The organism is Brevibacillus sp. FIR094 (genome assembly GCF_050477165.1).
Lineage (GTDB): Bacteria > Bacillota > Bacilli > Brevibacillales > Brevibacillaceae > Brevibacillus.
This window is the reverse complement of record NZ_JBEAES010000046.1, coordinates 25,569-37,951: the sequence shown is the minus strand read 5'-3', so window position 1 is coordinate 37,951 and position 12,383 is coordinate 25,569. Positions and strand designations below refer to the sequence as shown.

The 12,383-nt window shown below is 47.7% G+C and carries 12 protein-coding genes and 1 pseudogene; 5 read left to right on the top strand and 8 right to left on the bottom strand.

Annotated features, from left to right (window positions below; translation table 11 throughout):
• The 3 genes and pseudogenes from ACQ5DJ_RS26965 to ACQ5DJ_RS26955 form a co-directional block, all read left to right on the top strand.
• Positions 1-2,151, top strand: a pseudogene (locus ACQ5DJ_RS26965) (hypothetical protein); the annotation flags it as partial.
• An 83-nt stretch (positions 2,152-2,234) separates the two neighbouring features.
• The gene (locus tag ACQ5DJ_RS26960; RefSeq protein ID WP_261376202.1) at positions 2,235-2,423 is read left to right on the top strand and encodes a hypothetical protein; all 189 of its coding nucleotides are present in this window, start codon (positions 2,235-2,237) and stop codon (positions 2,421-2,423) included.
• A gap of 22 nt (positions 2,424-2,445) precedes the next feature.
• Positions 2,446-2,835 carry a M67 family metallopeptidase gene (locus ACQ5DJ_RS26955; protein ID WP_429845121.1) on the top strand — a complete coding sequence of 130 codons (390 nt, stop codon included), beginning with the start codon at positions 2,446-2,448 and terminating at the stop codon, positions 2,833-2,835.
• Positions 2,836-2,872: 37 nt separating this feature from the next.
• Here ACQ5DJ_RS26955 and ACQ5DJ_RS26950 read toward each other — a convergent pair whose 3' ends face one another.
• From ACQ5DJ_RS26950 to ACQ5DJ_RS26920, 7 genes are all read right to left on the bottom strand, one after another.
• The gene (locus ACQ5DJ_RS26950; protein ID WP_392427349.1) at positions 2,873-3,061 is read right to left on the bottom strand and encodes a hypothetical protein; all 189 of its coding nucleotides are present in this window, start codon (positions 3,059-3,061) and stop codon (positions 2,873-2,875) included.
• 16 nt (positions 3,062-3,077) lie between these two features.
• Positions 3,078-3,374 carry a ferredoxin family protein gene (locus ACQ5DJ_RS26945; protein WP_007726971.1) on the bottom strand — a complete coding sequence of 99 codons (297 nt, stop codon included), beginning with the start codon at positions 3,372-3,374 and terminating at the stop codon, positions 3,078-3,080.
• On the bottom strand, positions 3,374-4,669 hold the full coding sequence (locus ACQ5DJ_RS26940; protein ID WP_390233811.1) for an FAD-dependent oxidoreductase: 1,296 nt from the start codon (positions 4,667-4,669) through the stop codon (positions 3,374-3,376). Before ACQ5DJ_RS26940 ends, ACQ5DJ_RS26945 begins: the two co-directional genes overlap by 1 nt.
• Complete coding sequence (locus tag ACQ5DJ_RS26935) at positions 4,662-5,684, bottom strand: electron transfer flavoprotein subunit alpha/FixB family protein (RefSeq protein WP_429845120.1); 1,023 nt, start codon at positions 5,682-5,684, stop codon at positions 4,662-4,664. Before ACQ5DJ_RS26935 ends, ACQ5DJ_RS26940 begins: the two co-directional genes overlap by 8 nt.
• Entirely contained in the window at positions 5,681-6,511 is an 831-nt protein-coding gene (locus ACQ5DJ_RS26930; RefSeq protein WP_429845119.1) for an electron transfer flavoprotein subunit beta/FixA family protein, read from the bottom strand. Before ACQ5DJ_RS26930 ends, ACQ5DJ_RS26935 begins: the two co-directional genes overlap by 4 nt.
• 185 nt (positions 6,512-6,696) lie before the next feature.
• Positions 6,697-7,188: a M24 family metallopeptidase gene (locus ACQ5DJ_RS26925; RefSeq protein ID WP_429845122.1), complete on the bottom strand. Its 492-nt coding sequence runs from the start codon at positions 7,186-7,188 to the stop codon at positions 6,697-6,699.
• The gene (locus tag ACQ5DJ_RS26920; protein WP_429845118.1) at positions 7,188-7,829 is read right to left on the bottom strand and encodes an aminopeptidase P family protein; all 642 of its coding nucleotides are present in this window, start codon (positions 7,827-7,829) and stop codon (positions 7,188-7,190) included. The genes ACQ5DJ_RS26925 and ACQ5DJ_RS26920 overlap by 1 nt, the downstream gene beginning before the upstream one ends.
• A gap of 122 nt (positions 7,830-7,951) precedes the next feature.
• Between ACQ5DJ_RS26920 and ACQ5DJ_RS26915 the strand changes: the two genes are divergently transcribed.
• Positions 7,952-8,833 (top strand): LysR substrate-binding domain-containing protein, encoded by an 882-nt coding sequence (locus tag ACQ5DJ_RS26915; RefSeq protein WP_429845117.1) that lies wholly within the window; start codon positions 7,952-7,954, stop codon positions 8,831-8,833.
• A gap of 52 nt (positions 8,834-8,885) precedes the next feature.
• On the opposite strand, the gene ACQ5DJ_RS26910 is transcribed toward ACQ5DJ_RS26915, so the two are convergent.
• Positions 8,886-11,147: an immune inhibitor A domain-containing protein gene (locus tag ACQ5DJ_RS26910; RefSeq protein ID WP_429845116.1), complete on the bottom strand. Its 2,262-nt coding sequence runs from the start codon at positions 11,145-11,147 to the stop codon at positions 8,886-8,888.
• 397 nt (positions 11,148-11,544) lie between these two features.
• Between ACQ5DJ_RS26910 and ACQ5DJ_RS26905 the strand changes: the two genes are divergently transcribed.
• A complete protein-coding gene (locus ACQ5DJ_RS26905) occupies positions 11,545-12,303 on the top strand; it encodes a TrmB family transcriptional regulator (RefSeq protein ID WP_429845115.1) in 759 nt (252 codons plus the stop codon).
• The last annotated feature ends 80 nt before the right edge of the window (positions 12,304-12,383 follow it).

The window sequence follows — 12,383 nt, the reverse complement described above, 5'->3', positions numbered from 1 at the left end:
CAAGAACTTCAATCCCTAGCTCAAAACTTGCAAACGCAAGAACAACAGCTCACTTCCAAAGCGTTAGAGCTTCATTCCCTGACGCAAGACCTCGATGCACGGGAACAAGACCTTCACGTTCTCGAACAAGTGCTTCAGACGAAAGACCAAGTGCTTCAATCCAAAGAGCTAGATCTGCATTCTCTGACGCAAGACCTCCAAACACGTGAGCAGCACCTGCTCGGTCTTGATCAAAAACTTCAGGCGAAAGGTCAAGAACTTCAATCCCTAGCTCAAAACTTGCAAACGCAAGAACAACAGCTCACTTCCAAAGCGTTAGAGCTTCACTCCCTGACGCAAGACCTCGATGCACGGGAACAGGACCTTCACGGTCTCGAGCAAGAACTTCAGACGCAAGAACAACAACTAACATCCAAAGCGTTAGAACTGCATTCCCAAACGCAAGACCTCAACGTACGGGAGCAGAACCTTCTCAATTTTGAGCAAGATCTCCAAGTACAAGGGCAAAAACTACAAACGCAAGCAGATGATCTCCAAACAAAAGAACAAGAACTAACAATCCTCGAACAAGGTCTCAAAGCTCAGGGGCAAGACCTTCTCACCCAGACGCAATACCTTCAAGCACGAGAGCAGGACCTTTACACTCTCGAACAAGAGCTGCAAACGCGCGGGCAAGAGCTTCTCTCTCAGAATCAAAACCTCCAGACGAAAGAACGAGATCTGCTCACTTTCGAGCAAGGGCTTCAGGCACGAGATCAAGAACTTCTCGCACAGACGCGAGACCTTCAAGCACGGGAAGAAGAACTAAACGGTTTTGAACAAGATCTGCAGGTGCAAGGAAAAGAGCTACAAGCTCATGCACAGGCGTTGCAGGTTCAAGAACAAGAACTCAAGACCCATGAACAGGGGCTTCGGGATTGGGAACAAGCCAACCTCTCTCAGGAGCAGACGCTTTTGGCCCAGAGCCAAGAACTACAGGTTCAAGAACAAGGGCTTCAATCCCGAGAGCAAGCACTTCAGCTTCGCGGGCAGGAGCTTCTCTCACATGAGCAGGAAATCCACTCCCACGAGCAAGAGTTACTCACGCTGAAACAGGAAATGAACGCGCGAGATCAAGAGCTACAAAACCAAGAGCAGGAGCTTCAGGCTCAAGGGGATACCTTACGCAATCATGAACAGGAGTTGCTTACTCGGGAGCAAGAACTAAATACACTGGAATTCGCCCTTCTCTCTCAGGAGCAGGATATCCAAGTCCAGAGACAAGATTTGCAAACTCGCGAGCAGGAGCTACAAGTGCAGAATCAAGATAGATACACCCGAGAGCAAGAACTCGAAGCGCAAAAACAAGATTTACACACGAAAGAGCAAGAGCTAGAAGCTACCCACCATGAGATGTTGCAAAAAGCAATAGATCTCGAACAAAGTTGGACATCAAAGCACGAAGAGACTTCTCAGCAATTAACAGAAGCTCTACTTGAGCTTGAGGCAGCTCGGCTAATGAAAAATCAACTCGTCGCTGACTATAAAAAGCTGGCCGAATCGCATTCCCTGCATGAGCAAGAATTGCAGCAAAGCATCCAAAAACGCGACGAAGAAATCCAACAAACACAAAACACCGTTAAGAGTCTCCAGTCGGAGTTAACAGATACACAACAGAAATTAACCGAGGCACAGGATCGTATCAAAGCTTTTCAGCAACAAGCCAAGGAAACCGACGAAAAGCTCGCAAACGTCTCTCTTCAAAAAAATAAATGGAACGAAGTCCTGGAGAAAACTACCCAAAAATACGACTCTCTGTTAACAGAAAAAGAAAAAACCATTGAGCAGTTTACAACCCAAGAGCAAGTGTTGAAAAAGACGATCACTGGACTCAAAAGCATGGTGAAAGAACTCCAGAACAACGAAGAAAAATACAAGCAAATCATCAAAGAATTCACGCAAAAAGAAGCCCGAACCAATAAAGCCTTCAGTCAACTCCAGCATAATACCCAATTTCAACCAAGCACTCAGTTCCAGCCAAACACCCAATTCCAGCCAAGCACGCAATTCATGCCAAGCTCCGATCCCTCCACGCAACAACTCTCTTCCACACCAGTAAAAATGCAGATGCCCTATTCCAAAAATGGCAACGAATTCAACCCGTTTCGTTGAAAAATTGAAAATGTGCGAGAGCCGTTACCATGTGAAACTATCGTGAATACAACATAATACAGTCCAGTAAGGGAGGAAAAACCATGACACCTGAACAAATGCGTGCACTGTATCAGCAACGTCAACAACATCAAGTCCATCCTGCCCAGCGTCCATCGAGAATGCCGCCATCACCATTGCCAAAATCCGGTCCGGTTCACAGAGTCCAACCGCAACCGTCCGTCCAGACTAGAACGAGCGGAGGCTGCTGCGGCAGGCGTTGGCAGGGCTAATCTTTTAGAGCCCCCCTTTTCCATGACCCGTGCAGTCTGGGATGAAATCATCCGAGATTCCCTGGAAAAGAAGCCAAATGAAACATGCGGATTGCTTTCCGGTAGAAATGGGAGTGCACAGACGGTTTGGCGTATGGAAAATACATTGAAAAGCCCGGTCGCCTTCGCCATGGACCCCAAGCAGATTCAACACGTTTTCCACAAAATGGCGTTGAGCGGGGAGCATTTGGTCGGGATCTATCACTCCCACCCTACTGCACCTCCCATTCCGTCACCTGAAGATATTGCTTACTGTCATTACCCGGAGGCCGCGTATCTCATCGTTTCGCTCGCTTCTCCACAACCAGTTCTCGGTTGTTTTCGAATTGAGGGGTCTTTTGCTCGGATGTATCCTTATACAGTCCGTAACTAGTGGTCAAATTCACTCATAACAAAAGAACAGTGGGAATTTACTCCCGCTGTTCTTTCTGTTTTTGAAGATCGCCATATTCCATTGAACTGGGCAGCAACCATTCCCTTTTCTCCCAGCTGACAAAATCATCTTCCCACTTTACTTGGAAGCGGTCCTCCTCAATATGAATGACGACTCCCTTTGCGCCATCCTTTACATATACGACCAGATCGCCTACTTGTATCACCGCTCATCGCCGCCCATTACCCGAGTCTAAAGATGATTCCGTGTCCACCCTTCGGATACACCCATTTGATATTTTCGTACGGACAACCAATGCGGCAGCTCCCACACTCGTGACACCCTTCATAACCGACGTGCATCCGCACTTCTTCCCATTTGTATACTTCCGCAGGACAAAAGATCGTACAGAGCTTATCAGGGCATTGCGTCGCACAAACATCTGCGGAGAGCACATGCAGATGTGACTCCGTATCCGCTTTGAAGCGCACAAGGTACTGTTTCTCCTCGATTGACTGGCCCTTCGGTAGATCCTGCATCACTTCATCACCCTCCACGCATTCATCAAGTCACGCGCCATTTTCCATTTGTCCTTCGCAGAGCCGAGGTCGCTCCAGATTTTCTTCTGCTTACTCCATTTCGAGCTGCCATCAACCGTGAACATTTGACTCGCCGCTTTGTTCATCATCGGAATATACTGTTCGATATACTGCGGGAATTTTTCAAAGTGATGCGTTGCGTCCTTGTACTTTTTCAAATCTTGACCGACAAAGCTATTCAACAGATTGATTCGATATCCGTCGAGCATTTTTTCGGAATAGTCCCCTGCTTCTTTTGCCGCCAGGATCGTTTCCGCCGCCATGACACCAGATGCCATTGCCATATTCGATCCCTCTCGATGGATTGCATTGACGAGCTGGGCTGCATCTCCTACGACAAGTACACCATTGCCGACAACTTTGGGAATGGAACGATATCCCCCTTCGGGAATCAGGTGCGCCAAGTATTCCTGCTGCTCACAGCCTTGGATATATGGCCGAATCATCGGGTGATTCTTTACATAGTCCAACAGCTCATACGGCTTGATCTTGTTTTTGATCAGACCTGACAGCATCGTTCCTACTCCAATGTTCAAGCTGTCTTTATTCGTATACAACCATGCCGTCCCCAAAATCCCTTTCGTCGAATCACCGAAAATTTCAATCGTACAACCGTGATCGCCCTCTAAGTTAAAGCGATCCTCGATTATTTTGCGATCCAGCTTCAGCACTTCCATGACAGCGAGCGCTACTTCATCTGGGCGAAACTCTTTGTGGAAACCTAACGATTTCGCCAGCAAAGAGTTGACGCCGTCTGCCAGGACGACGACATCTGCGTATAGGTCCCCATCCGGTCGATCTGTTTTGACACCGACTACCTTGCCATTTTCAACAATGCACTGCAAAGCGACGGTCTCATTGAGCAAAAGTGCTCCTTGCTGCACGGCTTTATCTGCAAACCATTGGTCAAATTTCGCCCGCAGCACTGTGAAATTGTTATAGGGTTCCTGGGCCCATTCCATGCCTTTATAACTAAAATTGATAGCTGATTCCTTGTCGAGCATCATGAACCGCTGTTCAACGATCGGACGTTCAACAGGCGCCTCCTTGTAAAATTCGGGGATGATGTCTTCCATCGTTTTGCGATACAATACACCTCCCATGACGTTTTTGGAACCCGGATATTCCCCGCGCTCCATCAACAGTACATTTACACCCGCTTTGGCAAGCGTATACGCACAAGCAGTTCCAGCCGGGCCTGCTCCGACAATGATTACATCAAATTTCTCAGCCATACGTTACCTCCTTGTCCGGCTCCTTTTGGAATGCTTCAATGAGCAATGGCACAATTTCAAAAGCATCACCGACAATGCCGTAGTGACAAGACTGGAAGATGAGTGCATTCGGATCTTTATTGATGGCAATGATCAATCCCGAGTTGCGCATGCCAACCAAATGCTGGATAGCTCCCGATATGCCGATGGCAAAGTAAATTTTGGGCGTGACAGTCACTCCCGTCTGCCCTACCTGATGTTCATGACCGATCCAGCCTGCTTCCACCGCATCTCTGCTTGCACCAACGGTTGCCCCGATTCGTTCTGCAAAGCGATGAATAAGTGCAAAGCCTTCCTTGCTTCCGAGTCCCTTGCCACCAGCGACGATCACATCAGCCTCATCCAGCCGCACCTTTTCCTTCGTCTCGCGGACGATTTTCAGCACTTTTGTGCGAATGTCTTCTTCACACAGCTCCATGCTTTCTTCTATGATCTCTCCTGTACGTGACTCGTCTGGCTCTAGCGCTTTCATGACTTTTGGACGAACAGTCGCCATTTGCGGTCGATGTTTTTTGCACAAAATGGTTGCCATAATGTTACCGCCAAACGCTGGGCGGCTTGCCTCCAATAAGCCTGTCTCCGCGTTCACATCGAGCATGGTCGTGTCAGCGGTCAGCCCTGTCTCTAAGTCCGTTGCGACAGCGCTCGCCAAATCCTTTCCGGTTGAAGTCGCACCGTACAAGATGATTTCCGGCTTGTGCTTTTGAACGCATTCGATAACAGCTCGCATGTAGGACTCTGTTCGGTAGTCATGAAAAATCTTGTGATCGTATACATATACTTGGTCCGCACCGTATGGAAACGCCGTGTGGGCCAATTCCTTGATTCCATCTCCAATTAATAAGCCAGCAAGCGGCACGTCTCGCTTGTCAGCCATTTGTCTTCCCGCCCCCAGCAACTCGAGTGATACAGGGGCGATACAGCCGTCACTCACCTCTAAAAACACCCAGATGCCACGAAAATCATCCAGATTCATATCTGCTCCTCCTTCACCCGAAACAGTCGCTGTTTATCGTGCAAAATTTCCATCAAGCGTGCGATTTGCTCACTGGCGCTTCCTTCGAGTATTTCGCCACCCTTTGGTTTCTCTGGGGGCCAAACTTTTGCAACGATGGTAGGAGAGCCCTTCAGACCTAATTGCGTCCGATCGATATCCCCCAAGTCATCGACGGACCAGACAACAGGATTATATCTAGCAGCTCGAAGCATGTTGGGCAGCGGAGAATAAGGTACCTCGTTAATCTCCTTCTCCACGGAAAACAAACAAGGCAAGGTCGACTGAATGATTTCATAACCATCCTCCAGCTTTCGATGCACGATGGCGTAACCTTGTTCTTTGTTTATTTCCACTACTTTTTTCACACACGTAAGCGGCGGAATATCCAACCTTCTGGCGACACCCGGTCCGACTTGTCCCGTATCTCCGTCGATGGTCATCTTCCCGCAAATGACGAGGTCGACTGGCTGGCTTTCTGCAATCTTCTCAATGGCTTTGGTAATGGCATAGCTAGTTGCCAATGTGTCTGCTCCGGCAAATGCACGATCCGTTACCAGATAGCCTGCGTCTGCTCCGATCTCGATACATTTCCGAATAGCCTTCACCGCTGGCGGCGGTCCCATGGTGACGACGGAGACCACACCCCCGTATCGATTTTTCAAACGAACGGCTTCCTCCACCGCATGTGCATCATACGGGTTGAGAATAGCTGGCGCACTTGCGCGATCCATCGTATTCGTCTTCGGATTCATCTTGATGATTTTGGTGTCCGGCACCTGCTTAATGCAGGCAACAATATGCAGCATGATTGATCCCCCCTTGCTGCCGGGCGCGATACCTATGCCTGTACAAAAGGTTGCCTTTCTTCCGCGCAATCAGATCGGGCAGCTTGTCGTTCATTGTTATAGCCTATTTCGATGTAGCCGAGCTTAGACCAGCAAAAACAGACCGCCAAGTCTGTGCTCAGCGGCCTGTCGTAAAAAAATTTATTTTACAAAATCATACTATCCAAATCGCGTGGGACATCCGTTATGAGTTCATAACCATCACGAGTAACAATCACTGTATCCGAATGGCGGAAACCGCCAAGACCCGGTACGTAAAAACCTGGCTCTACAGTGAAAACCATTCCTTCCTCAAGGAGAGCTTCTTCATCAAACCGGAAGAATGGTGGCTCGTGAATATCGAGTCCGATACTATGTCCTGAGCGGTGTATGGCGAAATCGCCAAAGCCTGCCTCTTGTATGATGCTGCGTGCTGCACGGTCTACTTCACACATGGGAACGCCCGCCTTGATTACATCAAGTGCAGCCTGCTGCGCCCTTTGCATCACGCCAAATGCTGCCCTTTGCCGTTCACTCGCTTCCTGTACAAAGCAAGTGCGCTCACATTCCGCGATATATCCTTGGAATAATACATGATGCGTGTGGATGAGAATATCACCTTTTTCGAGCTTGCGCATGCCGGAAAAAACATGCGGCATCAAGAACGTTCCAGCCCTGAAGGTGTGATAGCATTCAAAAAAACATTAGCTTTCGGGTACTGCTCAGCTGCTTCAAGCAACAAGGCCTTTCTCCCCCGATCGTCCACCTCCAACTCGGATACCCCTGGTTGAACCGCTGACAGAGAAGCCCGTACCGCATTACTGACCAATTTTCCAGCATATCTCATCCAGTGTAGCTCTGTCTCATCTTTTATCGTTCGTCGCTGAAGCATTTCAGAAGCGACATCCACCAATTCCCATCCAGCTGCCTCCAATGCCTTAGCCAGCTTGATCGGAATCGTATTGAATTCTATACCTAGCTTTGCCCCCGCTTCTGGCTTCCCCAGATAGCTCATCAATAGATCCACTGGTTCTGTCCCTTTATGTGCCATTTCCGGATGCTCATAATACACAAAAAGCTGATCGACTGATGCTAAACTGCGTGCATGCTTCTCCTCCAAACCTGGCACGATAAAGGCCGTCTCTGATTTTCCCAGCACATAAAAAAGCGGACGTGAGTAAATGATCGCTTTGTAGTTGCTCACATAGAACTGATTGTTCGGACTCGCTAACAGCATTGCCGCCATTCCCTTTTCGTCCATCCACTCTCGGATACTTGCTACACGTATTTGGTTCTTCAATGCAATGCCCTCCTTCTGTCTCGTTACACGCTTAGTATAAAAAAGGGCTTCCAAATGCGGAAATATTTATAAAAAGGTATAATAATACCTACAAAGTATCATTTGAATGAAGAGGCGATCTCGTGGAACTCAGACATATCCGCTACTTCGTTGCGTTGGCAGAGGAGCTTAGCTTCAGTCGGGCTGCTGTGCGCTTGCATATTGCGCAGCCACCTTTGAGTCGACAAATCCAGCAGTTGGAGGATGAAATAGGTGTTCGCCTGTTTTATCGAACAAACAGACATGTTGAATTGACGAGTGCAGGCAAGGCCTTTCTTGAAAAGGCCTACCAGCTCCTCGACCTGGTCGAAGATGCCTGCGATAGTGCACGTATGGCGGCACGAGCCGAGCAAGGAAAGCTCTTGATTGGCTTCACGGGGACCGCCCATCATCTTTTGCCCATTGTCCGTGCCTATCGAAAAAAGTATCCGCTTGTTAGCCTGAGCATGCAGTTAATGGGAACGACCGCACAAGTCAATGCGCTACTCGAGAAAAAGATTGATGTCGGCTTTCTTACCCCTCCCGTAAATAGTGAGCAATTGATTGTGAAACCGTATTTTCGCCCTGTTATCGGTGCTATTTTGCCGAAGGAGCACCCATTGGCTCAAGACACACAGCCGCTGCACATCGCGGATTTGGCTTACGAGTCTTTTATCATTACCCCTCGGATAATAGGGCCGGGTTTTTATGATACGGTGACAAAAATTTGTCAGCAAGCGGGCTTTTCCCCAAACATTACAGTAGAAACCCATGATTTACAGACAGTCATCCAGCTAGTTTCAACTGGAATGGGCGTATCCTTGGGGCCATTGATGCCTTTTCATGAAAAGTCTGTTGTATTTCGCGAGCTTTCCGATGTGGCCATTCGCCTGGATGCAGGTATCGCCTATCGAAAAGACGAGAAGTCTGAGGTGCTTCACGCCTTTCTCGATCTTTTTTTTCGCTATTTTCCTAACCAAACGTAAAAAAGACGCCAAACATCAGCTTGGCGCTGTGTGGCGTCTTTTGGCTTATTCATTATTTTTTATCAATGGAGAACTCAACCGAAGCTTCCGTAAACTTTTTGTCTACTTTTTTCAGTTTGATTTGCAAACCAATTTGCTGCAGGATTTTTCCGACTTCCGGTACTTCCGGCATCGAGTAGTCATCACTGTCGTCAAACTCTTTAACGCCTTTCAACGGCTCGTATTCCATCGTTCCATAGATGTAATCCAGATCCATACCGGATGTTTTGTTCGGGCTAAACGCAGCATCGTTCACTTGATAGCGAGAGTCTGCAATTGCGCTTTTGTTACCCTCATCATTGTTCCAGTAACGTACTTCCTGATGGGCATCTACTACACCGAGCAAGCCATAGCCTGGATGCTGGCTCGTATTGTTATCACGTGTTCTTTCGTAGCGACCATCAAAGTACCAGATCACCATACCTGGATCATACGTGAAGAAGGAGTCGTTGCGGCGGAAGTACTTCAGTCCAGCGTCAATTCCTTCGTGAGAGCGCAGTTCAACCAGGTAGTACGAATCGTACATTTTACCTTTTCCATCGAAGTGGACGAAGCCATCCAATTTGAACTTCTTCTCACCCTCTGCATCATCCGCGAAGATGACTTGTCCATCTGCCTCTACTTCAAAGTTATCGAGATAGAAGCCGTCCAATACGAAAGCAACGTCTGTCACATAGTTAAACTCAACTTGCACTTTTTTGCCGACAAACTCATTCAGGCTGATTTCTTCTTTGTCCCAGCCTTTTGTTACATCATCGAATTTCTGCACTTCTTTTTTCTCACCTGTATCCGCATCAATCACATTGACGTTCAGGTAGTCATAGCCTTCCTCAATGCTTCTCCATGAATCGAATTTCATCGTTGCGGAGCTAACCCCAGTCAAATCGATCACATCGGAAGTCATTTTGGTGTTCAGTTTGTTGCCTTCATCCGAGAAGTATGCGTATCCACCGTCTTTTGGCTCAACCGGCGGTTTCTTTTCAACTTTCGGCATATTCAGCTTGACGACTTTTCCACTTTTCTCGGTACTGCTCGCATCAATGAGCGGAACGGTTCTCTTGCGTTTTTCTACATCCTTGTAGTCCAGAACAGTCGGAGCAATCCAGTTGCCGCCAAACATTTGTTGCAGAACCATTTTGGACCAAGGATCAAGGCCTGTAGGTTCCGTTTGGAAGACTTTACCTGTATGGCTGCCGGACGACATGAGGGACCAAGCGCCTACTGGCGAATCTTTTCCGGATCTTGAGGTGTCATACAAGTCTGGCAAACCGAGATTGTGTCCGTATTCGTGGGTGAACACACCTGGTGCGCCATCTTCAGGCTGGATCATGTAATCAAACGCTTTGAGGCTTGTGCCTGGAATATCCACTGGTTTTTTCAAGGTCCAACGGTGAGACCAGATCGCATCTGGGTCTTCCCCTGTCTCTTCTCCGATCCCTGCATGAACGAGCATGAGGTTGTCCAGATTGCCATCTGGCTCCATCAAGTCTCCATCACCATCAAAGTCATACGGATCGCGCTGGTCATACAATTCCTCTTTCCCAGCAATGGATTCCCCAACTGCTTCAAGCGTCTCGATTACGAGATCGCGTGGATTGGAATCGTCACCGGCCTTGGAGTTTCCTCCATAATACTTGTAGCCATTCTCTGCCATTTTCCATGGCGTTACCACACCGTCAACCGTCCAAGATCTTCCCGATTGCAGATAGAAGTATTTCGCCATTGTTGTCATGCCGATTCCTTCAGGAGTTTCGTACCCCTTCTGATCAAACAGCATCTCTTTATAGTGCTTTTCGTTGAAGTCTTCTGTCCAAAGCGAGTCACTCACTTTTGGTAACTGGTTATGCTCCCGGTCAGGGAACTCGATAAGAGCGACAACGATATTATCGGTATGTAGACGTTTGGAAGAGCGTACTTCATCGCCCTCCTCCATCTCAGCCACTTTCTGCACAGCCTCAGCCAATGCTGCCTGCTGTCCTCTGCTCGCTTCCTTACCGTAAGAGGACGATTCATCAATGCCATGCGGTACTTTTTTGTCTTCGAAGTACTCCAGCAACGCCTCGTCAATCTCTTCCTGATCGGCGTCTTCATCAATGATTCCTTGCTCGATTAACCCTTTAATCAGTCGCTCCAGGTTAACAGTGGACAAGTCTACATGCAGATCATGCTTGTCCTCTTTTGATTTGGCCAAACCAACTGTAGGTGCAGCCACGAAAGTACTGAGCACGAGTGAGGAGGAAAATAAAACGGATAAGAGCTTCTTGCCTTTCTTCACTACGGTTCACCCTCTTTTTCTATCTATTTGTGATGCATCGGAAAAATCAAACCCCCAATTCCGACTATTCATAATTATTGCGTGATACGTAATTTTTGCCAAATTCTTTTCTTCGACAAAAAATACTTCCCGTTCAAAAAGAATTGCTCAATAAGGCTATCGAACTAGTTACAATATGTGCCGAATTTTCGGCTAATCATTTATTCACAGGGTATCAGTTCGATATATAATCATCGTGTCTACCGTCTAAAGACCCATAGAAATTTAGCGAATTTTGTCGAAAAAACTCGATATTTTTCTATCAGATATTTCTTTCGCCCCCCTCTCTTTCTTGCAAAACAACTCGATTATCGGTACGATCGAATAAAAATGTGCGTGTTTTCCATGGAGGATTTTGATGCTGCAAACATTTGGTTTTTCTCTGTATGAGAGTAAAGTTTATGAAGCGTTGGCGTCTAGCGGCGAGCCTCTCGATGCCGCAATGGTCGTGAAGCATTCGGGGGTGCCAAAGGCAAAAATTTACGAGGTGTTGAATCGTCTGGTAGAAAAGGGGATGGTCCTTGACACCGTATCGGAAAAGAAAAAGCGGTATACAGCCCTTCCTTTGGACAGCCTGGTAGAAAAGCTGACCCGCCAATTTCAAACAGACGTCAAAAATTTGACCAGCTCCCTTTCTCATAAAACCGTACGCGATGACCGGGTCTGGAGCCTGAAGGTTGACGAATCGATCCGCGCGGAATGCAAACAATTGATCCAGCGAGCAACACGATCTATTCGCATCTCTGCCTGGTCCAATGATTTTTTGGAGTATGTCCCCCTACTGGAGATGAAAGAAAAAGAAGGGGTGGAGATCGAAGCCTTGGTCATCGGGCAGATTAACACCAAGCTCTCCTGTGTTCATTCCTTTATCCCCGTGCAAGAGCATCAAGGCTTGGAGCGCTATCAGCTAATCGTAGCGGACCAAGATGAAATGATTTTTGCAGGCGAGGAGGACACGGGCTGGCATGCGATCAAGACACGCGGTCAACCGTTCGTCAAATTTTTTGCCGATTCTTTTTACCACGATGTCGCGCTGACAAAAATCACCCAAAAATATGTGGATCAACTGTTTGACGATGAAGAAATCCGCAAGATGATCATCCGCCTCCGCTACTGACAATCCCGGGACTTTGGCTTTTGGCCAGAGTCCTTTCTGTTTGTATGGAGAAATTTCTAGTTGCACAAGACCAAAAAGGT

What these genes read in the sequence shown, in the direction of transcription:
- ACQ5DJ_RS26960 (WP_261376202.1), top strand. Translation starts at nt 2,235, where the DNA reads ATGACACCTGAACAAATGCGTGCACTGTATCAGCAACGTCAACAACAT.
- ACQ5DJ_RS26955 (WP_429845121.1), top strand. Translation starts at nt 2,446, where the DNA reads ATGACCCGTGCAGTCTGGGATGAAATCATCCGAGATTCCCTGGAAAAG.
- ACQ5DJ_RS26945 (WP_007726971.1), bottom strand. Translation starts at nt 3,374, where the DNA reads ATGCAGGATCTACCGAAGGGCCAGTCAATCGAGGAGAAACAGTACCTT.
- ACQ5DJ_RS26940 (WP_390233811.1), bottom strand. Translation starts at nt 4,669, where the DNA reads ATGGCTGAGAAATTTGATGTAATCATTGTCGGAGCAGGCCCGGCTGGA.
- ACQ5DJ_RS26935 (WP_429845120.1), bottom strand. Translation starts at nt 5,684, where the DNA reads ATGAATCTGGATGATTTTCGTGGCATCTGGGTGTTTTTAGAGGTGAGT.
- ACQ5DJ_RS26930 (WP_429845119.1), bottom strand. Translation starts at nt 6,511, where the DNA reads ATGCTGCATATTGTTGCCTGCATTAAGCAGGTGCCGGACACCAAAATC.
- ACQ5DJ_RS26925 (WP_429845122.1), bottom strand. Translation starts at nt 7,188, where the DNA reads ATGCCGCATGTTTTTTCCGGCATGCGCAAGCTCGAAAAAGGTGATATT.
- ACQ5DJ_RS26905 (WP_429845115.1), top strand. Translation starts at nt 11,545, where the DNA reads ATGCTGCAAACATTTGGTTTTTCTCTGTATGAGAGTAAAGTTTATGAA.